At 55.4% G+C, this 23,221-nt stretch carries 18 protein-coding genes; 5 read left to right on the plus strand and 13 right to left on the minus strand.

All coding sequences use genetic code 11. The features are described 5' to 3' along the window. Positions 1-4: 4 nt before the first annotated feature. Genes ACN0X0_RS00170 through ACN0X0_RS00190 form a run of 5 tightly spaced genes read right to left on the minus strand, consistent with a single transcriptional unit; the run spans position 5 to position 7,520 of the window. A complete protein-coding gene (locus ACN0X0_RS00170) occupies positions 5-823 on the minus strand; it encodes a hypothetical protein (RefSeq protein ID WP_417277510.1) in 819 nt (272 codons plus the stop codon). Next, positions 820-4,059 carry a type I restriction endonuclease subunit R gene (locus ACN0X0_RS00175; protein WP_417277511.1) on the minus strand — a complete coding sequence of 1,080 codons (3,240 nt, stop codon included), beginning with the start codon at positions 4,057-4,059 and terminating at the stop codon, positions 820-822. Before ACN0X0_RS00175 ends, ACN0X0_RS00170 begins: the two co-directional genes overlap by 4 nt. After that, positions 4,056-5,297 carry a restriction endonuclease subunit S gene (locus ACN0X0_RS00180; protein WP_417277512.1) on the minus strand — a complete coding sequence of 414 codons (1,242 nt, stop codon included), beginning with the start codon at positions 5,295-5,297 and terminating at the stop codon, positions 4,056-4,058. The genes ACN0X0_RS00175 and ACN0X0_RS00180 overlap by 4 nt, the downstream gene beginning before the upstream one ends. Further along, positions 5,294-7,315 (minus strand): type I restriction-modification system subunit M, encoded by a 2,022-nt coding sequence (locus tag ACN0X0_RS00185; RefSeq protein WP_417277513.1) that lies wholly within the window; start codon positions 7,313-7,315, stop codon positions 5,294-5,296. The genes ACN0X0_RS00180 and ACN0X0_RS00185 overlap by 4 nt, the downstream gene beginning before the upstream one ends. 34 nt (positions 7,316-7,349) lie before the next feature. Further along, complete coding sequence (locus ACN0X0_RS00190) at positions 7,350-7,520, minus strand: hypothetical protein (RefSeq protein WP_417277514.1); 171 nt, start codon at positions 7,518-7,520, stop codon at positions 7,350-7,352. A gap of 1,114 nt (positions 7,521-8,634) precedes the next feature. Here ACN0X0_RS00190 and ACN0X0_RS00195 point away from each other — a divergent pair. Together ACN0X0_RS00195 and ACN0X0_RS00200 are read left to right on the plus strand one after the other, a co-directional pair. Further along, positions 8,635-9,351 (plus strand): response regulator transcription factor, encoded by a 717-nt coding sequence (locus tag ACN0X0_RS00195; protein WP_417277515.1) that lies wholly within the window; start codon positions 8,635-8,637, stop codon positions 9,349-9,351. A gap of 116 nt (positions 9,352-9,467) precedes the next feature. Then, on the plus strand, positions 9,468-10,454 hold the full coding sequence (locus ACN0X0_RS00200; RefSeq protein WP_417277516.1) for a LysR family transcriptional regulator: 987 nt from the start codon (positions 9,468-9,470) through the stop codon (positions 10,452-10,454). A 222-nt stretch (positions 10,455-10,676) separates the two neighbouring features. Here the strand turns inward: ACN0X0_RS00200 and ACN0X0_RS00205 are convergent, their stop codons facing one another. From ACN0X0_RS00205 to ACN0X0_RS00220, 4 genes are all read right to left on the minus strand, one after another. Further along, a complete protein-coding gene (locus tag ACN0X0_RS00205) occupies positions 10,677-11,411 on the minus strand; it encodes a hypothetical protein (RefSeq protein WP_155846047.1) in 735 nt (244 codons plus the stop codon). A gap of 112 nt (positions 11,412-11,523) precedes the next feature. Continuing rightward, positions 11,524-11,916, minus strand: coding sequence for a hypothetical protein (locus ACN0X0_RS00210; protein ID WP_066701751.1), 393 nt, complete (start codon positions 11,914-11,916; stop codon positions 11,524-11,526). A 1,034-nt stretch (positions 11,917-12,950) separates the two neighbouring features. Beyond that, entirely contained in the window at positions 12,951-13,772 is an 822-nt protein-coding gene (locus tag ACN0X0_RS00215) for a hypothetical protein (protein WP_417277517.1), read from the minus strand. 550 nt (positions 13,773-14,322) lie between these two features. Then, a complete protein-coding gene (locus ACN0X0_RS00220; protein ID WP_417261553.1) occupies positions 14,323-14,529 on the minus strand; it encodes a hypothetical protein in 207 nt (68 codons plus the stop codon). A 350-nt stretch (positions 14,530-14,879) separates the two neighbouring features. Here ACN0X0_RS00220 and ACN0X0_RS00225 point away from each other — a divergent pair, with 350 nt between their 5' ends. The 3 genes from ACN0X0_RS00225 to ACN0X0_RS00235 all read left to right on the plus strand — a co-directional run bounded on the left by ACN0X0_RS00225 (position 14,880) and on the right by ACN0X0_RS00235 (position 19,250). Next, positions 14,880-15,431, plus strand: coding sequence for a fasciclin domain-containing protein (locus ACN0X0_RS00225; protein ID WP_417261552.1), 552 nt, complete (start codon positions 14,880-14,882; stop codon positions 15,429-15,431). 95 nt (positions 15,432-15,526) lie between these two features. Continuing rightward, positions 15,527-15,994, plus strand: coding sequence for a peptide-methionine (R)-S-oxide reductase MsrB (gene msrB, locus ACN0X0_RS00230; RefSeq protein ID WP_417277518.1), 468 nt, complete (start codon positions 15,527-15,529; stop codon positions 15,992-15,994). Between the two features lie 190 nt (positions 15,995-16,184). Further along, positions 16,185-19,250: a CapA family protein gene (locus ACN0X0_RS00235; RefSeq protein ID WP_417277519.1), complete on the plus strand. Its 3,066-nt coding sequence runs from the start codon at positions 16,185-16,187 to the stop codon at positions 19,248-19,250. Positions 19,251-19,273: 23 nt separating this feature from the next. On the opposite strand, the gene ACN0X0_RS00240 is transcribed toward ACN0X0_RS00235, so the two are convergent. From ACN0X0_RS00240 to ACN0X0_RS00255, 4 genes are all read right to left on the minus strand, one after another. Next, the gene (locus tag ACN0X0_RS00240) at positions 19,274-20,074 is read right to left on the minus strand and encodes a tetratricopeptide repeat protein (protein ID WP_417277520.1); all 801 of its coding nucleotides are present in this window, start codon (positions 20,072-20,074) and stop codon (positions 19,274-19,276) included. Between the two features lie 90 nt (positions 20,075-20,164). Next, positions 20,165-21,955 (minus strand): pilus assembly protein TadG-related protein, encoded by a 1,791-nt coding sequence (locus ACN0X0_RS00245; protein WP_417277521.1) that lies wholly within the window; start codon positions 21,953-21,955, stop codon positions 20,165-20,167. Further along, positions 21,945-22,379, minus strand: coding sequence for a TadE/TadG family type IV pilus assembly protein (locus ACN0X0_RS00250; protein WP_096804865.1), 435 nt, complete (start codon positions 22,377-22,379; stop codon positions 21,945-21,947). Before ACN0X0_RS00250 ends, ACN0X0_RS00245 begins: the two co-directional genes overlap by 11 nt. After that, the gene (locus ACN0X0_RS00255; protein WP_417261547.1) at positions 22,376-23,173 is read right to left on the minus strand and encodes a type II secretion system F family protein; all 798 of its coding nucleotides are present in this window, start codon (positions 23,171-23,173) and stop codon (positions 22,376-22,378) included. The genes ACN0X0_RS00250 and ACN0X0_RS00255 overlap by 4 nt, the downstream gene beginning before the upstream one ends. Between the last annotated feature and the right edge of the window lie 48 nt (positions 23,174-23,221).

Genomic DNA, 23,221 nt, shown 5'->3' on the forward strand with positions numbered 1-23,221 from the left:
CATGTTATGAAGAAGCCTCCGTGATCCTCGTGATCTGCTCATCAATTAGAGCTTGATACGCTTCGAATGCGTCATAGCACTTCTCGCATTCGATTTGAAGGAGGTCTGCGATATGGGCCAATTCAAGTGGTTCGCTCTCTCCGTAAGCATAATCGTAAATGCGGCCATCAAACTCGACGTTCCGCTTCACACTCCCAGATTGCCCAATCAGGAGGTGGACAGAGAACCGATTATTGTACGCATTACGGAAATCGTCAGTGTCACTCTTAAATTGACGATCGGCGATACGTTCGATTTTTAGCTTGGCCTTCCGGTACTTCTTCCAAGGTTTTCCACTGGATTCGATGTCATTGAGATTAAGGTTCTCCTCCGGGAGATCATCAATCCAGTTCGAGCCATCCTTCACCCTATTCGCTTGATGAGACAGGTGTCCCACGGAATAGGCAAATCGAGACTTGATCGCATAGGGCTGTCCAAGAGAAACTGTGCCCAGATTTCCAATGAACTCATGTACCGCGTTCACTTTCTCCTGATTGTCCATTTCTCTTGTGACTTCATGCCAAGCGCGAAGTCGGAGTACATTATTCGTCAGATCATTAATTATATTTGAAATTTCTCGAGCTTGCTCATGAAGCATCTGGGTATATGGCATCAATGTCGCGCTCATCGCCTCTGGCAAGGTATACCAATCATACGGCATATAGCGCCCTCGCATAGGCAGCGCATCGAACTCTTGTCGAAACTTCGAATACATTTCGATCAAACTCTTTGAACGATCACTCATTAAGGTCGCGTCACCAGTTCCTGTAGCCATATTAGTCATTGTCCAAGCTCAATCCGTCCACCCTGCTTCAAGAGATCGTAGATCACAGGAGTCAGAAGCTCGAGGCTCTGACGATCAGACTTGAGCAACAAGGTCGCGAGGGCGGCATGGGATGACATGGCGCGCGCGACAGCGGTTTCGACGGCACCAGGAAGGTGGCCCTTCATCGCGCCGGTTTTGTCGTTTCGCTCAACCTGGGCCATGACCACCGGATTCTCCCTCGCAATCGTGGCGATCTGGTTTACGAAATTGACCTGGTCGCTGAGGGGAGTCGCCTCTCCAAAGATGCTGTTCAGCTTGGAGATGATTTCCTGTATGTAGACCGGAACGGAGCCCGGTGACGCGGAGCCACCGGCGCTTTCAGGCTTCAGGGTGGTCTTGTCATCCCCAATTTCACCGTTGTCATCTCCGTTGGCTTCTTCAGGCGGACGGGTTTTGATATCATAACCCGTTAGGGTGATGCCCCGGAGATCAACGTTCTCTGGCGGTATACCGTTGAGACGGTTTTCCAGAAGCTTGGCGAAGGATGCGAAATTCTCCAGATCCGGATCGCCGAGGTCGATCAATTGGGCAATGTAGGAATAGGTTCTGGCGAACCTGCCGAGCCCCTTCTTGAACTCCATCATCTGACCGATCGCCTCGGCGATTTGGCGCCGGTCGTGATCGGCCTTTTTCATGCGGTCATCATCGCCGACCAGACGCGCTTTTTCAAAGGCGTCCTCTGCGTCCTGAGCCACACCGCGCAGGCTTTTCAGGCGGTCGTTGAAAGTATCTGTCGGCTCCTGGGTCGCTGCGAACATGGCTTTATGCTCATTGTCCCCGCCCGCATTCAGGGATGCGGCCGTTTCGTATCGTGCTCTCATGAAGTTCAGCACATGCCCATCATCGTAGACCCCCTGTTCATCCAGTTTGTCCTTGATGTCGTAGATGACATTCAGATCCTGAACCTGCTCGATCCTGGCGCCGCTGTCATACTGGGCAAAGGCAGCCTGGATGCTACCCGGATCATTCACGAAGTCGATGATGAAAACCTGATCCTTGCCAGGGAACGTCCTGTTCAGTCGGGAAAGGGTCTGAACGATCTCAACTGCGTTCGCGATTTTCTTGTCGACATACATCGCCACCAGCTTTGGTTGGTCGAAACCGGTCTGGAATTTGTTGGCCACGAGCATCACTCGGTATTCCGGGCGATCGAAGGCGATGCGCAGATCCTGGCCGCCGGTCCCCGGGTTCATGTTGCCCTCGGAGAACTCCACATCCTCATCGACAGAGAAGACATCGTCCTGAAGCAGATCATCATTCGGGTGCATGACCTCCTTGCCCGTCAGCTTGCCGGAAAAAGCCACCAGGGCGCGGATCTCCTTATAGGCGGGGTTGGCCTCGATAAAGACGTCAAAGGCCTTCTTGTAGCGCACAGCGGCAGCACGAGAGCTTGTCACCACCATGGCCTTGGCTTTGCCATCCAGACGGTGAGCCACGTTCTTCGAGAAATGCTCCATGATGAACTGCACCTTCTGTGTCACGTTCGTCGGATGGAGCGCCATCCAGGCGGCGAGAGCGCGTTTGGCTGCCTTGCCATCCACGCGCCTCTCCTCGACCATTTCCTGACCGAGATTGAAGGCCGTCTTGTAGGGAATATACCCCTTCAGCACATCGAGGATGAACCCCTCATCGATAGCCTGGCGCATCTCGTATTTGTGGAAAGAGACAGGAAGGTTGTCATCGGATGCCGGCTTTGTTGGGTCTGCCGGTCGGCCGAAGAGCATCATCGTCGAATGCTTCGGCGTGGCAGTAAACGCAAAATGCGAGACGTTGGCAGGGCGCTTCCGCGAGCTTTGGATTTCCGCAAGGATCTCCTCAATCGTCATGTTTGACATGTCTTTCTTCGACGACAGTGCGAGCGTCGCCTGAAGTTTGGAGGCCGTGTTCCCGGTCTGCGAGGTATGCGCCTCGTCGATGATCACCGCGAAGTTCTTATCCTTCAGCGACTTCTCGGTCAGGATCGCTTCCATCGCGAAAGGGAAGGTCTGGATCGTCACAACGATGATGGGTGTGCCCTTGGTCATCGCCTCGGTCAATTGATCACTCTTCGACTTCGAGGAGGTCTCCCGGTCGATGGCGGCAATCAGCCCCTTCTGGTGATCGATCTGCTGCACCGCATCCTGTAGCTGCCCGTCGAGCACGTTGCGGTCCGTCACGATAATGGCCGTATCGAAAATCGGTGTGCCGTCATCCCTGCGCAGCCTGACCAGATCATGCGCCGTCCAGGCGATGGTCGAAGTCTTCCCCGACCCTGCGCTGTGTTCACACAGGTAAGCCTGTCCGGGTCCTTTATCCTTGGCGTCCGAGATCATCTCGTTCACAGCGTCAAACTGGTGATACCGCGGGAAGATTAGTGTTTCCTTGACGGTCCAGTTGCCCTTCAGGTCGACCACGTTCTTCTTCTCCACATAGACGAAGCTGTGGAAGATCCGCAGGAAGTTGTCAGGACGGCACATGTATTCCCAAAAATAGGCGACGGGGTATTCGCCATCTTCGCGGGGCGGGTTACCTCCGTGGCCGTCGTAGCCCTGATTGAAGGGCAGGAAGAAGGTGTTCTCGCCGGCCAGCTTGGTCGTCATCCAGATTTCGCTGTCCGACATGGCGAAATGCACCACGGCGCCGCGTTTGAAGGTCAACAGAGGGTACTTGCGTTTCGAGATCGGATCGACCGGCAGGCGGTCATTGCGATACTGGTTCTTGGCATGTTCGACAGACTGGGTGAAGTCGGTCTTCAGTTCCACCGTGGCCAACGGCAGGCCATTGAGGAAGAACCCCAGATCGATCGCCAGTTCGCGGCCAGGATGGTATTTCAGTTGCGGCACCACGCGCAGGCGATTGGAGGCGTAGCGGTGGAGCACATCGGCGTTGCGCTGATCCTCGGGCGCGGCCTCAGACAGATCCAGGTGCCCGCAGCCGGCGATGTTGAAGCCTCGGCGCAGGACGTGCATCATGCCGTCCTTGTCCAGCGCGGCCTCGAGGCGTTTCATCACCACTTCGCGGGTCTTCTCGCCATTCATGGCGGCAAGCTTGTCCCACTTCGGCCCTTGGGTGGCCTTCAGCCATGCCTCGAGATCTTCGGGGTAGAGCGCGTAGTCGGGATCGTATCCCGTGCTATCCCCCACCAGCCAGCCTTGGGCGGCGAGTTTCTCGATGATGTAGGCTTCGAGGTGTTTTTCGTGGTGCAGGTCGCTCATGCCGCGCTCCTTACGTCAATCTTGCCGGTCACGGCTGCAGTGATCAGGGCCGAGCGTTTCTCTTTGAGAAGCTCGATGCTGCGGTTGGTGGTGGAGATCAGGCCCTCGATGCGGGTGGTCTCGCGGTCGATGTGGGCGAGGATTGCGTCTTGCTCTTCCAGCGAGGGCAAGCAAACACGCAGGTTCCGGAAGTGATCCCAATAGAGCCTCATCCGGAAATCTGCGATACCACGCGAGAACCGACGGATTTCCTCAGATGCTGATTTTGTGTGCAGAATATGCTCAATGAACTTCGTGCGGAACTCTGCGATTGGATGGGCCACGACATATGCGGGGCTGACAAGGCCATCGACCTGAACTGCGCCAAAGGCACCCTGCCACGCACGCATCATATTGTAGACCAGATCACCAGGCGCCACGCCCTGGTATTTGGTTCGGTCTTCGCTCAGTGCCACCTTGCGGTCACGCTCTTCATCAGAAAGCTCTCCATCGGTGACGCCATCGTGGATGGAGACTGAAAGAACAGGAAGGCTGGGATCGGGCGCGCGGAAAGCTTCGCGGAAGAGCGCAGCGATACGCCTCACATCCCAATGGGACGGAACCTGCCCAATCCACTCGACACCCGAGTCCTTCATCAGCACATCGACATCAATCCCCTTGGTCACCGCATGAGTAATCAAGGCGGCGCGCTTTTCTTTCAGAAGCTCGATGAATCGGCCCTTCTTCTCGATCAGCCCATCAATCCGCGCGGTCTCGCGGTCAAGGAAGGTCGCGATGGCGGTTTGTTCTTCGAGGGGTGGAGTTGGCACTTTGATTGATCCGACAAAGCCCCATTCCGCCCTTGGCATCTTTGCACCTGTCGTAGAGCCATTCACACGATCAATGAAACCCGGTTCCAGCAATTGATACGCCGCAAAGCATGGATCAACATGTTCTTGGTGGCGAAGTGCCCAAAGATCTCCAACCGCTTCCCCATCCGTTTCAGTAAGGTGAACCTTAGCCAAGTAGGGGCGAAGTTTACCAAATAAGATGTCACCTTTTTTGAAGGCAACCCCATCACCTTCGAAGGTAGATGCCGTCTTGATTTCACGGCCCGTCCAACTTTCGATGTTCTCAAGGGCCATAACTTTGCCGCCTTTGGGAAACTTATCTGAGAGCCGGCGGAGATTGTGCTTGAGCGGGACGCGTTTCCAACCTGCCGGCAATCTGTCGCTGGAGATCACAGCCATGTCGTTCATGCTGTCACCTCCGCCAGCATCCCCGCAATCTCGGCCTCCACCGCCTTCAGCTCGGCGTCGATATTTTCCAGATCCCGCGGCGGCTGGTATTCATAGAAATAGCGGTTGAAGTTGATCTCATAGCCCACCACACCAATGCCGCCGTCCGTCTCATCGCGGAAGGTCTCGTCGATATAGGCATCCTCGGCATGGGGCAGCACCTCGGCGGCAAGGTAATCGAGGATGTCGGTGCCCAGCGGCACATTCTCGAAATCAGTCAGGTCATCGTCAGCGACGATTTGGCCCTTCTTGTCGGTGACCGGATCATACTCAGGATCGTAAACCCCAAAGGCCTTGCGGAATGCCTTGATCAGCGCCGCATCGACCTTGCCCAAGCCTTCATCCTTCTTGGCCGAGTTCTTGGCAAAGCTCTCCATCCAGTTCCAGCCTTCCATCCGGTCCATATTGTCACGGAAGAGCGCCAGCCATGCGGCCTGCTGGTCCTTGGAACGCTTCTCCCATGCCTTCTCTTCTGCAAGGGCTGCGACGCCCTCTTCCGAGATAACCATCTTCTTGCGCAGGGGGCGCAGAACTTTGATGCGGCGATACCCGAAATCGGTGCTCTCACAGATCAAGCTTTCCTTGGTCGGTTCGAATTCGGAATACATCTGCACGATATCGGAGGTCTGGTTCTCCCCTACGCGGCGGCGCTTGTTGCCCTCCGACTTGCGCATGGGTTCATAGAGTTCGGTCGCATTGATCAGCTGAACCTTGCCCTTACGATGTTCAGGCTTCTTGTTCGACAGAATCCAGATGTAGGTGCCGATACCTGTGCGGAAGAAAATTTCGGTCGGCAGGGCAATGATTGCCTCGACCACGTCCTGTTCCAGCAGGTGGCGGCGGATCTCGGATTCACCCTGGCCGGCATTGCCGTTGAAGAGCGGAGAACCGGAGAGGACGATGGCGGCTCTACCGCCCCCCTTGGAGGGGTCTTCAAGCTTGGAGAGGAGATGGAGCAGGAACAGCATTGAGCCGTCCGAGACGCGTGGGAGCTTGGGGCCGAAGCGCCCCTCGAAACCCTGTTCTGCATGCTCGCGGGTCACGTCGGCCTGATCCATCTCCCACTTCTTGCCGAAGGGCGGGTTCGACACACAGTAATGGAACTTCTCGTCGCGGTGCTTATCGGCCGAAAGGGTGCTGCCTAGCTTGATGTTCTTGGAAAGATCGCGCCCCGGATCGGTTTCCAACGTCTTCAGAAGCATACCGGCAAGGCAGACCGCATGGGTTTCGGGCTCAAGCTCCTGACCGTAGGGCACGATAACTGGTGCGATGGAATAACGGTCCTGCAAGCTGCGGACATGCTCCATGCCATCAGACAGAAAGCCACCGGTGCCACAAGTGGGGTCGTAAAGGGTGCGGATCAGGCCAGGGTTGTCGATGAAGAGCTGATCATCGGGATCAAGGAGGAGTTCGATCGCAAGATGAACCACATCGCGGGGTGTCATGAAGTCCTCGGCGGCCTCGTTCACCTCGGCACCGAAGCGGCGGATCAGGTGTTCATAGGCGTTGGACATCACGCGCTCAGGGACAGCCTTGGGATGCAAATCGATGGCCGCGAAGTTCTGGCAGATCTTGTAGAGCACACCGGCCTTGTCCATGCGGGCAAGGGTGTTGGCGAAATCGAACTGCTCGAAGATCACGCGTGCATTCTCCGAGAACTGCGCGATGTAATCCTCGAGGTTCTGGCGGGTGCGCGTGGCGCCAAGGCTGGCCAGAGAGTAGTTTGAGGTGTTGTAGAAGGGAAAACCCGTCTGCTGACGAAGGATCACGTCCATGTCGATCCCGCTGTCCTTCAAGGACTTTACGGTTTCCTGCACCTGCTCACGGGTCGGATCGAGCACGCATTCCAGACGACGCAGAAGGGTGAAAGGCAGAATAATCTTGCCAAACTCGACGTGTTTGAAGTTGCCCCAGAGATCATCCGCGTTTTTCCAAATGAAATCAGCCAGGGACGTGTTCTTTGCCTGCGTCTCGATCAATGTCTTCGTCCTTCGTAAATCAGCGCCTGGCGCCTCAAGCCTGTTCGTCTTTGGAGTCGAAATGCTCTTTCATGAGCCTGAATGCCAATCGAAACCCATCAACCTGGCTCATCCGGTTCCGAACGCAGAACTCCTTGAAGTCCCAGCGTTCATCTTCGGTGATCTTCAGGTTCAAGTTCGCCAGCTTTTCACGCTCTTCGGGCAATTTTCGATCCTTTCGAACAAAGTAGGCCTTTAGATTTCTTTATGCAAAGGAAGAAAGCAAGAAAGAATGCATATCCTTTGGCTTTTCGCATGAGCTAACCTGAGAACAAAACAAAAGGGCGGAAAGCTACAGCTTACCGCCCTTTCTTTTATGGCAACCCCACTGCCGTCAACATTTACCGTAGGGGCGTGCTCATGAATCATATTCTTCTTTTACGATTACTTCTTCTGCTTCAGGTGCTTTGAGATAAATCCAAGCTGCGAGGAGAAAGACGCCCCCCCCACCCCACCTGCGACATAACCTACGAACATGGCCCATAGCCCGCCACCGAAAACAAGCACAGCAATAGAGACTATAATTCCAATGCTCACCCCAACAACAGCATAGGCAGTAAAGAGCATAATTTCCCTCGAATAGTTTTTAAAAGGTAATTCGTAGAGCGGATAAGCTTTTGTGTCTTTAGTTCGTTTCCCCACACCGCCCACAGACTATAAAGCAAAAGCATTAACTATTTTCAATTAAAGCATGTAGATATGGTGTGAGAATGTTTTTTAAGACAATTGGGAGAATCCTCGCACATTTCGTGTTTTGACTACACACAATCCCCCCGAACATCAGGTGTGAAAGTAGAATTTTCTCGAATGATGAAAGAGGAGATTCTGATGAAAAATTCGAAATACAGAGACGCGCAAATCATGAGCAGTCTGAAGCAAGCCGAAGGCAGTGTGTCCTTTGCAGATCTCTGCCGCGTGCATAGGGTGATTTCGGCAAGCCCTCCTCTACATTGAGAACCAAAGGCATTTTGCGAAGTTCCCTTCGGAATTGCACAAAGAACAAATTCATCCCCTTACTTCCGAGGGACTTGTCTTTTTAGCCAGTAGGTCAAAAAAACAATTTTCGAGTATAGATTAACATCTATCAGATTTGCGTTATTTTCCAGGGTGGGGAAAAAATACAGGTCGATAAATAGTGTTTTATGTGAGCTTTAGTGGGGAGACAATCAATGCGTCATCCGAGGGGACCGGAGGGGCACTCGTCAAATGAAGACATTGCAACGAGTGCAACACACGCTGCTATATTTACGTTCATAGGCACTCGACGACTGTTTTCAGAGGTGGTCCTTCGCACCATTGAGAATGAATTTCAGGGCGTCGAAGCGAAACTCTTTAACGATGTCGCGACGTGGCAACTTGTGTATTCCAACCAAACACCACCAGAACGACAAGCCACGCGTCTCCTGATCGTCGATGAGCGTCAGGCAGAGGAATTCATGTCCCGTGCGATGAGCGAGTTGCGCCTGAGAAACGGAGTTCGCATCGCATTTGGAGTGCGCGATATGACGGGTGCCATGCGACTTGCTGAGCGCTGGGTCAATGAGATTGCATCGGCTGAGATGAGCTTGCTGCCCATGAATTTGAACCTCACGGCTTGGATTCAACTGATACGCCTGATTGATTGCGGTGCAAACTATCTTCCGGCGTCCATTTTTAACGGCATCGCGCATGAGAGCGACATTCAGAACATCCGTGCAGAGATAGTCAAACATCCGCATCAGCCACAGAGCCTCCCTGAAAGCGAAGCAAGTGCGTGCCGAATGGAAATTTTGACACCGCGAGAGCGCGAAGTTCTCAGCCTCGTGGCTGCAGGTAGGCCCAATAAGGCTATCGCGAATGACCTGTCGGTGTCGGCGCATACAATCAAACTCCACATCCATCGGATCATGACCAAATTAGGTGTGTCCAATCGGACGGAAGCGGCGATCTGCTTTCACAACACCAATGCGCAAGGAAACAGTACCTCGCTCAGAGAAATGCAACGCTCTGGGGATTGAATACGCCTAGCTCAGTGTGGGTCGTGGCATACATCCTGTGCATTTTTTCGCAAGATTTCCAGGATACCGGCCCGCAAATGCGTTCAGGCATAGTTTGCGAAGATGGGGGCCGTTTGATGAGCTATTCCACAACAATCACAATTCGACAGTTGGAGGTGCTGCACGGAATCATCTGTGCTGGGTCCATACGAAAGGCTGCGCAGGTTATGGGGCTGACCCAGCCGACCATATCAGCACAGCTTGCCAAGATGGAAAGCACTCTCGGGGCGGAGTTGATCAATCGGGATCGAACTCGCCATACGCTTCTGACCGGCGCCGGAGAGCTTTGGGCCGAGACAGCGCGACGTGTGTTGTCGGAACTGGAAGTCGGACAGCAGATTCACGCGGAACATTTCGGAAAAAACGCCTACAAGATGACGTTTGTCACCATCCCGTCTCATTCGGGCGTTGTGCTGGGGTTGGCCGCTGACGCGGCTGAAATAGATCCGAATATCGCGGATTTTTCTGTTCATTTTTCCGCATCGAGTAAGACTATGCTGGACTTTATGGCTGTCCGAAAAGCAAGTGTTGGCCTTATGAGAATGACGGGATCTCTGCGAGAAACGCAGTCGCTAAAACGAGAATTTCTATACGATGACCGGATACTTTGGGCTGTTCCCAAAAGTGTAAACCAAGCGCTGGTTAAACGGATTATCGAATCCGATGCATTGCCGGAGGTTCTTCCCAAACCGTTGAGAAAGCGGGTTTTGGTCGAAGCTCAACATGAATGGCGGGAGACCAGTGATGATTGGTATCACGCAATGCTTCCGAGTGCGCGACCATATTTTTCCTGTGATTTGCACGTCAGTGCGATCGAGGTCGTCGTAGCACAGCTTGCGACATGTCACATCAGCATGACCCATCATAGCAACTTGCCGCAACGCATCCATGATGCCGTGAACTTTTATGATATAGGGCGTAAGATGCAGGAAATGGTGCTTGTTATGCCGCGTCATCTGATGGCTGTTCCGACATTTGTAAGCTATTTTAATCGTCTTACGACTGCGGTTCGCGAGCATTACGAACGATGCCAAAGTTCTTCTCCCGCTATCATCCAGTTCTGAAGCCTGATGCTTTTATGATCTCAGGTTCGAATGCGCCCTCGGCTGGGGGGCTGACCATCAGGACAAATAAAAATCCACTCGTCCTAATTGGAGAAGGACTAGCTTCATGTGCTCATTCTGGTCTGTTCTGGAACACCCGCAGGCGTTTATTCCTGTGGGAAAGTGCGCCTCGCCATTCTTCCTTTTTGGGGGGGCAGGTAAAAGAAGGCGAGACGCGACAGGTTACTTCATCTGCGCGCGACAGTATGTTGCAACCTGATCGTTGCTGAACGGCGCTCCCCGCAGTTTGCGGGCGCGGATACCACCATCGGAATCTCGCGAGCACGTCACATAGCGCGCGATTGAAACCACAGTCGGTGACGACGAGGAAGACGATGCGCGGACGGTTTGAGCCGATTGAGCGCGGCTTACCTGCGCAGCTGCACGTCGATCAGAGGCAGAGCACTGACTGTTGGACGGAATAGACCCAACTTGCCGCAGAGCAAAACAAGCTTCGGCATCCCTGCGGGCAATCATGATCAGCGCTGCATTGCCTTGTCCCATTTGTGCAAGCAAACATGCTTCGTCGACACGGCTCAGACCGCCTGAAGCGCCACCACCGATCAGAGAAATGCCAATACTGCCGGAGATCGCACAGGGGTGGCCGGACCCCATAGACGGGGGTTGTACGGCAGGTGCAGAACGCACTTCATATGAGCCGCTGTAGTTGTGGTTAGACGAGATCGTGCCGGGTGTGCTTTGATCGAGATAGATCTGCGCATTCGAATAGCCCCCGGACGCAGAGGCCGCGGCCGAACTGTCGACAGTCGCGGAACTGGACGAACTTGAACTCGATCCGCTCGTTGCGGATTGGGCGGTCGCGACGGAGCCGCAGAAAGCGGTTGCGAACAAAGCTGTGGCGACGAGAGTTACTTTGGCCAGAATTGGGACATTCATTTCCTTTTTAAACGTATGCATGATGTTACTCCTCCCCGAACGCAGAGGTTGATTGTGAGACCGGAGCAGTACGTTCGGATAGCTGCTCCGGTCGGCTTGAACCGTTTTGAAACGGTCAAGCTTTGACGCCCCGTTAGAACGAGGTGCCAAATCCGCCGAAGGCACCAGCAGTGCTTCCGTTGGAACCGCCGTAGCCGCCAGATGCGCCAGCGGCGCCCCAGCCGAGCGAGCCACTTGTGGATGTGTTGTTCACCCCTCCGCTCGCCGTTGTGCTCGAACCAGAACCGGACCCTGCGCCACCAAAGCCAAGCACAGTGACACCGCCGGCCTGGCCGGTCGAGGACATATTCATGGATGTCGTGTTGGATGCACCGGCAAAGCCGCCAAAGGTGCCTGCACCGGACGAGCCAGAGAAGTCAGCGCCACTTGCGGAATTGGACCAAGAGCCAGTGCCAAGAATAGTTTGTGCATTGGCAGCACCGCCGGCGAGAGCGGCAACAGACGCGAGAACAAGAAACATTTTCATAGTGATTTCCTCCTTTGAGCGGAATGATCCGCAGTCCCTTAAAACTGAAACAACCAACGGGATGGCTGCCTCGGATTTGACTTTAGGAAGGAGAAATCGCCTTAAATAGTTGGCCTCATATCTATCGGAAAATGTGGCATCTACGGATTATAGGATTGGTCTATCAACTGATCATTGGATTTGCTTTTCTGGGGAGGATAAATACAAAAGCACAATCGACCCAGATGATGGCGCTTTAAAACAAAATTAAAATCAATATCTTATTTTAAATTAAAGACGTACACCTTTTGGCTAGGTGCTTCACCCCAGCTTACGGTCTCTGAACTGATCGAGTTTGTCCGCAGCAGTTTTGGTTTTAATTTGCGGCCGTGGATATAGGCCCCTGAGATGCTTAGACCTGTTTAAAATCATAGGAGCCCCCGGTGTAACCGACCGGACTAATCCCAGGTCTCAGCCCGCCTGCAACACAGCATATTTTGTACTCGACCAAACAAGAAAACGCTCCTAATGTCTGAGAGGAACATCGTGAGAAAGGTTTCACCTCCGTCTCACAAATGTCTCACAAATCATGAAGTCCGCCATCGCAAACCCACAACAAAACAACTTAAATTCAATAACTTACACCCTACGCGGGAAAATAGCTCCGATCCCTACCGCCGGAGCCATATCCACCTTAACCCGTTGATATGGATAAGAAAAAGAAAGTGGCTCCGCTCACTTTCGAGTTCTTACTTAGATTCGCCTGACTGGCGTCTCACACTAGATCCACAAAACACTGATTATAGGGCGCTTCATGCGCGGTGGCCTCCCCAGAGAGGCCCAAATAGGCATTTCTCTGCACTCGCATATTGATCTGCCCAATTGAACTTTGCCATGCCGTGCGAGTTTTTTGGGGGCGAACGGCGCCGATGGCAAGGTGACGAAAAGAAGATCGATATCTTGTTGGACGTTGGTTTCGGCGAAGCGTCCGTGACCTTGGTCCACCACCGCAACAAAGTGTTGCAGTGGTGCCTGTTTGCAGAGGTGGTGTCCAATTACACCACGAGGTCGTCGCCCAAACCACCGAGATCGCCAAGGCCGCCCAATAGGTCGCCGGTCAGATCGGTCACGGTCTCGAGAACTGTGCCCACCACTTCGGTGACCGTACCGAGCAGCCCGCCAACGAGGCCGGTGTCCACGTCACCCAACAGGCCTTCAGCAATGCCGAGCACGCCGTCCAGCGCGGACAAATCGAGTGTGTCCGTCACGCCGCCCAGCAGCCCGTCCACGATGTCGAGGTCCAGCCCGCCGGTGAGGTCTTCTGCAAGCCCGAGGTCAAGCACGCCGGTGACGCTGTCCAGCACACCGTCGAGCAGCCCCGTGTCGAGCGCACCTGTCGCAGTTTCCAGAACGCCGTCCAACAGACCCGTATCGAGACTGTCGGTGACGAGAGAGAGGACATCGTCCACGAGGGAGGTATCGAGTGCATCTGTCACTGTTCCGAGCACACCATCCAGGAGCCCGGTGTTGAGGCCACCTGTCAGATCATCGACGAGACCCAAATCCAGCGCGCCGGTAACAGTTTCCACTGTGCCCTCGAGCAGAGACGCGTCCAGAAGGCCCGTCACGGTGCCGAGGGTGCCTTCGAGAGCGGTCGTATCGAGCACACCGGTCACCGTATCGACTGTGCTATCCAGAATGGACGTATCCAACACTCCGAGATCCAGCGCGCCTGTCACGGACGACAGGGTGTCTCCCACGAGGTTGGTTGCGAGGGACGGGTCCAAAGTGGCTGTGAGCGTTGAAATGGTGTTCTGCAATGTGCCGGGAAGATCAGCGAACTGGTCAAGGATAAACGTCGTAGTTTCAAGGGTCATGTCCCTCTCCTATGTAGTGTTACTCTAGGCGCCTCTCGAAGCAGAGGTGACGCAAGGGAATGAATACACCGGAGCGCGAGCAACACAACCAAAAGTTGTAATTAAATTATCTAAAGTATACTTTTAATACTTAGGTGTAGATTAAATTGGCTTCAGATAAAAATCTCCTATGACAGTTATACTGTAACTCAGGGGACATTTCCTATCCTGGTGCTGCGTAACGGACCTGAGCCCAGAACAGTGTATGAGGAATGTTGAAGGAATGCCTGCTGATCTTCTCCTTGGTGGTTCCGATGAACCAGCCCCTCTCTTTTCACATCACCATAAACTGTCGCATTTGGGCTGAAGCGAAGGCCGGCAGTCGGACAGGGAAGATTTTTACGGCCACCAACGACCAAGCTCAGCACTTTCCGTCAGACCAACAGCCGTGATCTACGGGTAGAAAATAACAAAACACAAACCGATCAGCAGGACCAGAGAGTAGCTGAATTTTCGCAAAATATAGCGCCAACATCGGAGAGTGGCTCAATATATTGAGAGGAGGCGCTTCTTATGAATTATCTGCGTCTTTTAACAGCACATGTTCTGCCTCAGGTGCTGTGATATAAATCCAAACTGCAAGGAGCGAGACCGCGCCCCCCGCACCTGCGACATAACCTGCGAACATGGCCCATAGCCCGCCACCGAAAAGAAGTACGGCAATAGCGACTAAAATTCCAATGCTCACCCCTGAAACAGCATAGAGAGTAAAGAACATATTTCCCTCGCATAGTTTTTAGAAGGTAACTCGTGGAGCGGATAAGCTTTTGTGTCTTAGATTTTCACCCCTCCGCACAATGACTATACACACAAAATCAAAAGTATTAATAATAGTCAACTAAAGTATATACTCATGATAAAGGCTGACAACAGCGGCACAAGAAGGAGATCAAACAGCCAACCGCCCCCAAAACTCTAACGACGGGCTGTTCACTTGAGCCATCTGTGGCGACCGGCGACGTCTTCGACGCAAATTTTTTTTCAGATCAGGTGAAACTATGTCCCGCCAAATGCCGTGTCTCCCCAGTAGCCGCAACAGAAAGCGGCTCATTTAGAGAGGAGACTAAAATGAAAACCATATCCAAACTGGCAACTGCCGCCGTAGCCTTGACCATTGCAACTGCGGCCTACGCCGAAAACCCGATGGTGGGCGGCGCCCCCATGTTCGAGACCAAGAACATCGTTGAGAACGCGGTGAATTCGGCAGACCACACCACCTTGGTTGCCGCAGTTCAGGCCGCTGGCTTGGTCGAAACGCTGCAAGGCCCCGGCCCCTTCACGGTCTTTGCCCCCGTAAACGATGCTTTTGCTGCTCTTCCGGCGGGAACGGTGGAGACGCTCCTGAAACCGGAAAACAAGGACATGCTCGTCAAAGTGCTGACCGCACATGTGGTGGCCGGTGACTGGTCCGCAGCTCAGATCGCTCGTCAAGCGCGTGCCTCCTCTGATGGCTTTTATCACTTCAACGCTGTTTCGGGCGACGCCCTGTCGGCACAAGTCAAAGGCAACAATGTCTATATCTACGACGAAAGCGGCAACGCCAGTCGCGTGACCATTGCGGACGTCGATCAGTCCAACGGCGTGATCCACGTGGTCGATAGCGTGCTCGTTCCGAAGTAAATCGGACAGACCCGCTCGGATAGGCCCCATTTGTCAGGCCCAATTCACCCTCACGGCTGGGGCCTATCCGGGCATTTTTACGAATAGGTGAAGATATGAAACGCAGAGCATTTTTGTTGACGACGGGGGCCGCCCTGCTCGCCACGCCCCTTGTGGCCGCGTCATGCGGTTTCGAGTTGTGTCGCAGTGACGCGGAATGGCGCGAACGTTTGAGCGAGAACGAGTACCTCGTGTTGCGCAAAGAAGAGACTGAGCGTGCTTACTCCAGTGCGTTGAACCAGGAATGGCGCACAGGCACATACCAATGTCGCGGGTGCGATTTGCCAATCTACAGCTCAGAGGCAAAATATGACAGCGGAACCGGCTGGCCCAGTTTCACCATGAGCCTGAACAATGCTGTTGGCACGAAGGAAGACCGCAAGTTTATTTTTCAGGTCCGGACCGAGGTCCATTGTCGCCGCTGCGGCAGTCATCTGGGCCATATCTTCGATGACGGGCCAGAGCCGACCGGCAAACGCCACTGCTTGAATGGTCTCAGTCTGGTTTTCGTCCCTGCTGTCTGACCTATGACGCGAATTGGTCGAACATCCATAGATCACGGCTCTTGCGAAACTCTTGTGCCGCTACTCCGCTCTCCCACGTCACATGAAGGCCTCGACCTAAACCTCGACCTGAAACACGCAGAGCCCAACCTCGTTATAAAAAATGAAACACACGCCCCGATGACGGGGCCAGAAGGCAGAAAATTTCCAGATGTCCCACGACGACATTTCTACACGGACCGGCACCATCGCTTGGGGCGGCGACGTCAACATAGGGCGGCGATTTCATTTTCGATTTGAACACGCCCATGCCCGCGATGCTCTGGCAAAGATCACACCGCTGGGCTCTGCCGATCTGAGCATTGTGAACCTCGAATGCGTGGTTGCAACCCGTGGGGCCGAGACTATCGACAAGGGGGAACGGGCATCCTTCTACTTTCGCGCCCGCCCCGAAATGCTTGAGACCTTGATCAGAGGCAATGTGGATCTGGTTGCGACCGCGAACAATCACAGCGGGGATTACGGGCCTGAAGCTCTGCTGGAACAGACCATGTGGCTGGACAAGGCAGGCATCGGTCAGGCGGGCTCGGGCCCTGATCTCGACGCCGCCTTTCAGCCGACACTCCGGCGGGCTGGCGCACTTGATGTGGCCCTGTTCTCGATAGATGCCACACAAGAAAGCTTTGCAGCCTCCCAAAACCGCCCCGGTATCGCTTGGCTCGACCCAAGGCATCCGGAGGCATGGAAAACCCTCATGGCGCCCCGGATCACCGAGGCCCGCAAACAGGCCGACATCGTTCTTGTTGCCATGCATTGGGGCGCAAATAATCGCCACGCCCCCGATGCGAGCGAGATCAAAGGCGGTCACGCCTTGATCGATGCGGGGGCGGATGCCGTCTTGGGGGCGTCTGCACATCTGTTGCAGGGTATCGAAATCTACAAGAACCGGCCAATCCTGCATGATGCAGGCGATCTGCTGTTTGACGCTTTGTCACGATCCGACAAGGACAGTGGCGTGTTCACCCTCGATCTGGACCACAGAGGGGTGACTGCCGTGCGTTTCACCCCCCTTGAGATCGGCTTTTGCGCGACCAAGGTTCTGTCTGGCCAAGCCGCAACAGATGCCCTGCGTCGCTTTGCCAGAAAATGCGACGCCATGGGGGTGCAAATGAAACAGACAGACGATGGACAAGGCCTGATTGATCTTCAGCCCCCCGACCGTCCGACCCCTGCCCCGCGAACGCCTCCCAAGGTTGTCGAAAAGCGTCGCGTGGAGGCGATCAGCGCCCCCCGGCCAGAATGGCTTTCTGATGATGTGCCGCCAGATGCGCGCTTGCCGGAGCCGCTGAAAGTCGGGCCTTTAGAGCTTCTTGGAGTGCGCGTTTCCCCCGAACGCTTGGAGCGTCTTTGCAATCTCGCAGTCGAATCCTGGTGGCGCAGTCCTGAGCAGGTTGACTGCAACTGGCGCATCGACTTTCGCGCCACCTCGGACCATCCAGAGACGGTTGGTGAATGGGGCCGCTCCTCGTCTCACGACCCATGCGATTGGATGTGGCCTCTTCGACGCTGGACGCCGGGGCAAATCTATCGTGATTTCTATACGTTGCGACCATCCAGCGTCACGAATTGGCTGGACAGCACATTGACCTTATCTGTCGGGCTGGTCAGCCATCTGGGCAAAACCGACCGGGTGACCCTACCGCGAAAAACGCACTTGGCCCTCTCCCCCAAGGCCGGCTTTCGGGTGTTGTTGGCAAACCCGGCACAATACGAGGTGCCCGCTCTCGACAAAATCAGTCCGACCCCTGTCCTTCTTTGGACAGCACAACAGCTTGAAGACATCACAGGAGGCACTTGGTTGGTGAAGCCTCCGGAGGGCTGGTATGTGTCTTCCGTGACGCAAAAGATCAAACAGTTGGACAATTGGGGGTTGGCTGATCCGAAACTTTTGGTGGCCATTGATCAGCGCATGGCCATGCGGCACGAATTGTCGGACTTCACGGCGCGAGAATACTGGGACAACCATGACACATTGCCGAGCCGACACCACAAAGCCGCAGGGGCCATCGTCGCCCGGCCCGTCGAAGGGCTGAAACCCGACTTCCCGCAACTCCAAGTTCCAGATCCCTTGCACGCCCTCATGCAACTTGGCGCGGTCGCACGGAACCGCCTCAAAGGCAGAGTCGTCGCCGTGACAGGAAGTGCCGGAAAAACCTCGCAATGCCTCATGCTGAAAGAGGCGTTGTCAGCAGACTGCAGTGTCGTCAGCAACTCTGGATCAAACTACAACTCGCGTGTCGGTATGCTGCATCTCTTGGCGAACACACCGGAAGCCACAGATGTTGTTGTGCTCGAGGCCGCCGTCAGCGCGATCAATGCCCCAAAATTCCAGAACATCCGCCTTGTGCGACCCGATATCTGTATCATCACCAACATTGCGCCCTCGCATATGCGCGGCGGCGAACAAGGGCTGGACACTGTGGCCCGCCGGAAAGCCAATATCGTCGAAGGCATGTCCAAGGGCGGCATCTTACTCCTGAACCGCGAAATCGACTGCTACGAGATATTCAGAGCGCGCGCGGCAGAACGTGGCGTGCATCTCGTAACCTACGGTCAATCCCCGGACGCGGATGTCCGGATTCTGGCCTATGATCAGACCAACGGGCGCGTCACAGCCCAACTCCCGCGTGGCCAGAAAATCGAATACCGCATCACGGCTCCGGGCCTGCACATGGCGATGAACAGTCTGGCCGCCCTTGCCGTTAAAAAGATTCTGGGAGGCCCGTTGAAGCCCTTCCTGACAGCCATGGAAAAGTTTCAGCCCCTCGCCGGACGCGGCGAAACCCGGGCTGTCGACTTTGCCGGAAAGCCTCTGATCATCGTCGACGAGTCGTACAATGCAAACCCGGTTTCGATGCGGGCAGCGATAGCGACATTCAGCGCGATGCCGATGACCGGCAGGCGCATTCTTATTCTCGGGGATATGCTCGAACTTGGATCAGATGCCCCGCGCTATCATCAGCAACTGGCACCACAAATCCGGGCCATGGCGCCGGATACTGTGCTGCTCTGCGGGGAGCTGATGGCGCATCTCTGGGACGAGTTGAAACCAGACATCACCTCCGCATCGACGGGCGCATATTATCGAAATGCGCCGTCCCTGCTGAAAGACATCGACCGCCACCTGCTCCCCGGAGATACCATCTTGCTGAAAGCGTCCAACTCGATCGGCTTTGGTAAAATCCTGGATCATTTGTCGGGTCCGACTGCCGTTTGAACGTCAGAGAAGCCCCTTTTACCTCAGACGAATACGAGAGAGCCGATCTGTTTCCCCTCAAGCCGCATCCGGCGCAACGCCCGATAGGTCGCCAGATTTTCTTCGATCTCTTGCGGAGTCAGATCAAGCTTCAGCGTCGCCCGCGCATCGTTTTCGCGCCCGTCGAGCCCGTAGACCAAGGCAAGGTTGCCCCGCACATAAGGGGCAGCGGCCGGGTCTTTGACCAACTCTTGCAGGATCGCAGTCCCCCGCACGATATCGCCGGAAATTGCCAGCGACAGCGCATAATTGCTGCGCAAGATGAAATTCGTGGGATAAAGCTGCAAGCCATCTTCATAGACGCCCTGTGCCTGTTTGTGCCGCGACAGCGTGTCGAGCGCCACGCCTTTTCCGGTCAGGGCCGCCACATTGGTGCGATCCACCCGCAGCGCCTTGTCATAGGTGTCAACCGCCCGCTCGGATTGTTGCATCGCCAAATAGACACGCGCCAAAGTGGTCAGCACCTCTGCATTCCCGGGAGCAAGCTCATGCCCACGCAACAACACGGCATCTGCACGGCTGTTTTGCCCCATACGCGCATAGCTGTTGCCCGCCCCCAAGAGCGCAGGCACCGACACCGGATCGACCACCAGAACCTTTTCAAACAACCGCGCCGCCGTTTCATTGTCGCCGGCCTCAGAGGTCGCCTGCGCCAGACGCAGAGTTTCCGAACCGCCCCCACTTGCGCCCTGTGTCGCGGTCTCCGTGCCAAGCGTACAGGCCGAGAGGCTCAGAGCCACAAAAAGAGATGCAAACAGGTGTTTCATATGTGTGATAAGGCGCAAGAGGCTACTCCGGACAACGTGAGGACATGAGGGAAAAGTGAGGCGAAACAGCCCCACGGCGGCGATTTCGTATGAGGGACGCGAGACCAGTCATCGGACCAGCATGACCTTGCCACAGGACACGCCGTCAAGCGTCAGGTCCGCCTCGCCGACACCAATGCCAAGCATGTTGAGAAGTGCATCGAGCACGGCGTCAACCGGGATCAACAGCGCGCCCAGCAACATGTTCGGCAAGGTGGTCAGGATCAGGTTCACCAGCGCGAGCACCGGCGCCAGAAGCAGTTCGAGAATCCCGCCCAAAAGAGACTGACTGTCATTGCTGATAGTGATTTCGAGGTTGTCCGGGTCCAGAAGGCTGGCCACAGTTGAACTTAGCAAGCCCTCGACACCATAGGTCTGTGTCTCGCCGATCTGTGACACACGGAATTCCGTTTCCGGCTGAGCCGAAATTCCCGTCGCGACATGGGATTTGATGTTCAGCGAAAACAAATCAATGGTGATCAGCAGCAGGCTCAGTTCCAGATCGAGAAACTTCGCGGGTTCCAGCAAAGCGGCGTCCAGCGGCGTTGTCGTATCCTCAAAAGTCGGCGCGTCGAATTCGCCCAGAAACAATTCGAGCACATGGTTGCCCGTCGTTCCGGTCATCGGCGCAAAGCCCGTGTCGAACCGCGCCACAACGTCGTCCGCATCCCCGGCGTCGCAACTGAGATCCGCCAACGTGGCCGTGGCACTCGCAATCTCGGCGTAGAGCGGCAAACGCAAAGACAGCACGGAGACCCCCTCGCCGATGCCTTCGAGAAGGCTCGGAGACAAATCGAGCAACAGCTTGAGACGCACCTGTGCCGTATGCACTGTGGCGCCGCGATCGCCCAGCGTGATCCAGCCAGACCCCGCCTTCCGCGCCCCGACGATCAACCCCAAATCGGTGTCCAGGACACCAGGAATATCGAGATCCAGACTGGCTTCGATATAGTGATCCTGATTGAGGATCTCGACACTCGTCATCAGGATATCGAGAGCGGAAACAGACACTTCCCCGAGCACATCTTCAAGCTGCAAGGCAACATTGTCGCCGTCGATCGCAATCAATTGCGCCGCATTCAAAGTGCTGGACACCGCACCATTGAGAATGGCGGTCAACACATCCGTCGAGCCCGAGACCAGCCCGGTATCGAGCAGCGCCCCCGCCACATCGAGCAGGTCAATATCGGAGGTCAAAATGTCTTCGTAATTCGCGGCGGTCAAATCGATCCGATTGGCCAAGGCATCTGAGAAGGTCAAAAGGTCGATATTCGTATTGGCCAGAGCCTCGTAATCCAGAGCGGTGAGCGACAAGGAATTGCCCAGAACCTCCTCAAGCAGCGCATTCAGCAGCCCCTCGTCCAAAGACAACAAGCGCGAGCCAAGGCTGAAAGACGCGAAATCGAACCGGGCAGCGGTTGCGGATGCGCTCAAAGGCGTGCTGTTCGTGCCAAGAAACAGAGAGGAGAAATAGAGCGGCGCGTCATCCGTAAGAACGACCTCTGCCGCATTGGTCGCGGTGTCGGTCAGATCCCCCACGGTGAACCGCGCCTCGGGCGAGACAGCCGCGTCATAGAGGTATCGACCATAGGACAGCGTTTCCAGATCGGCGATGGCCAAGGCATTGCCCTCTACTGTGTCCTGAGCGTTCTGAGCCGGGCTGTCGTCAAGATTCAAAACCGCACTCACCGCCGCCATATCAGCACGCGTTTGCAGGGTCTTTTGCTCGAAATAGAGCGCCCCCAAGTCGACACCCAAGGCCAAAAACCCGATCGCAACGGTCATGAAGAGCGCGACCACAATCGCAACTGCCCCACGTTCATCGCGGTGAAACCTCTGAAAATAGAGCTTAATAGGCAAGGTAACTGCTCCGGGTGATGTCGGCGATCCCGATGCCAAGAAACCTGTCCGCTATATCGACCGCCGTTCCGCTCAGATCGTAGGTCAGTGTGATCTGTAGCGCCGTGACGGTCAGACCGCTCTCCGTGACCGTTTCGCTGGGCGTCACGGTGCGGGAAATCTTGGTGGCGTCGAGAAAGGCAAAGCGCTCTCCGGGGCTGTTCAGAAAGCTGTTCGCGCGCGCCTCACGGTCGGCCATGAAGGGCTCGCTCACCGAATAGCGCAGGGCTTCTGCCGCGAATTGCTGTAGGCTGTTGGCAATGGCAAAATACTGACCGAAGGCAATGATGCCGAAGAGGATGCTCAAAAGCACCGGCAAAACGAGCGCGAACTCGACCGCCGTCGCCCCCTCGTCCTCCTGCAAGTGACGCCGAAACAGGTTCATCCCCCCGCTCCTCCCTGCATAATGTTGTCAAGAATGCTCAGCACGGCCGGGCCGATCAGCACCACGAAAAGCGCGGGCATGATGAAAACGATCAGCGGGATCGTCATAAGGGCGGGCAGACGTCCGGCCTTTTCCTCGATCTGCAACAGACGCGCCGACCGCGTGTCCTGCATCAGATTGCGCAGCGTGCCGCGGAACGGCGTGCCATAGCGTTCTGCCTGCACAAGGGCATTGGCGAACACGGAAATTTCCGGCAAGGGCAGACGCTCTTCGAAATTGCGCCACGCCTCTGCGCGCTGCGGCAAAACCGTGAGTTCGAGCACGAGCTGTTGCAGTTCCAAAGACAGATCGGGACAGCTCACCTGTAGTTCCCGCGCGACCCGCCGCAGCGCCGGCAGCGGACCAAGGCCCGCTTCGCTGACGATCACCAAAAGCTCCAGCATATCGGGAAACGCCCGGCGCACGCGTTCAAGCCGCTTGCGGCGGCGCATTGCCAAAAAAGCATCCGGCGCACGGGAAAAGAAAAGCGCGCAGCCACTTACACCAATAATGACGGAAAGCGGATTGAGCCCGCCGTCCGCATTGAACATCAACCAGAACAACGCCAAAAACGCCCCGGCAATCGGCAGAACCAGTTTCAGAAAGGCATAGACCAGATGGGCATCCCGGCTGCGAATGCCCGCCGCTTTCAAAAGCGCATCCGACGCCTCCGCCTCACTGCCTTTCACGACAGAAACCCGCTCAAACGTCGCCACCGCCATGCGTGTCAAATGGTCCTGAAAACGCTTGTGCATCGGGTTGTCGACAGGAGGCGCAAAAGCAATTGACGATGCCCCTTGCGT

It is taken from the genome of Celeribacter sp., from assembly GCF_048270365.1.
GTDB lineage: Bacteria > Pseudomonadota > Alphaproteobacteria > Rhodobacterales > Rhodobacteraceae > Celeribacter.

What these genes read in the sequence shown, in the direction of transcription:
- ACN0X0_RS00170 (WP_417277510.1), bottom strand. Translation starts at nt 823, where the DNA reads ATGACTAATATGGCTACAGGAACTGGTGACGCGACCTTAATGAGTGAT.
- ACN0X0_RS00175 (WP_417277511.1), bottom strand. Translation starts at nt 4,059, where the DNA reads ATGAGCGACCTGCACCACGAAAAACACCTCGAAGCCTACATCATCGAG.
- ACN0X0_RS00180 (WP_417277512.1), bottom strand. Translation starts at nt 5,297, where the DNA reads ATGAACGACATGGCTGTGATCTCCAGCGACAGATTGCCGGCAGGTTGG.
- ACN0X0_RS00200 (WP_417277516.1), top strand. Translation starts at nt 9,468, where the DNA reads ATGAGCTATTCCACAACAATCACAATTCGACAGTTGGAGGTGCTGCAC.
- ACN0X0_RS00205 (WP_155846047.1), bottom strand. Translation starts at nt 11,411, where the DNA reads ATGCATACGTTTAAAAAGGAAATGAATGTCCCAATTCTGGCCAAAGTA.
- ACN0X0_RS00210 (WP_066701751.1), bottom strand. Translation starts at nt 11,916, where the DNA reads ATGAAAATGTTTCTTGTTCTCGCGTCTGTTGCCGCTCTCGCCGGCGGT.
- ACN0X0_RS00215 (WP_417277517.1), bottom strand. Translation starts at nt 13,772, where the DNA reads ATGACCCTTGAAACTACGACGTTTATCCTTGACCAGTTCGCTGATCTT.
- ACN0X0_RS00220 (WP_417261553.1), bottom strand. Translation starts at nt 14,529, where the DNA reads ATGTTCTTTACTCTCTATGCTGTTTCAGGGGTGAGCATTGGAATTTTA.
- ACN0X0_RS00225 (WP_417261552.1), top strand. Translation starts at nt 14,880, where the DNA reads ATGAAAACCATATCCAAACTGGCAACTGCCGCCGTAGCCTTGACCATT.
- msrB (WP_417277518.1), top strand. Translation starts at nt 15,527, where the DNA reads ATGAAACGCAGAGCATTTTTGTTGACGACGGGGGCCGCCCTGCTCGCC.
- ACN0X0_RS00235 (WP_417277519.1), top strand. Translation starts at nt 16,185, where the DNA reads ATGTCCCACGACGACATTTCTACACGGACCGGCACCATCGCTTGGGGC.
- ACN0X0_RS00250 (WP_096804865.1), bottom strand. Translation starts at nt 22,379, where the DNA reads ATGAACCTGTTTCGGCGTCACTTGCAGGAGGACGAGGGGGCGACGGCG.
- ACN0X0_RS00255 (WP_417261547.1), bottom strand. Translation starts at nt 23,173, where the DNA reads ATGCACAAGCGTTTTCAGGACCATTTGACACGCATGGCGGTGGCGACG.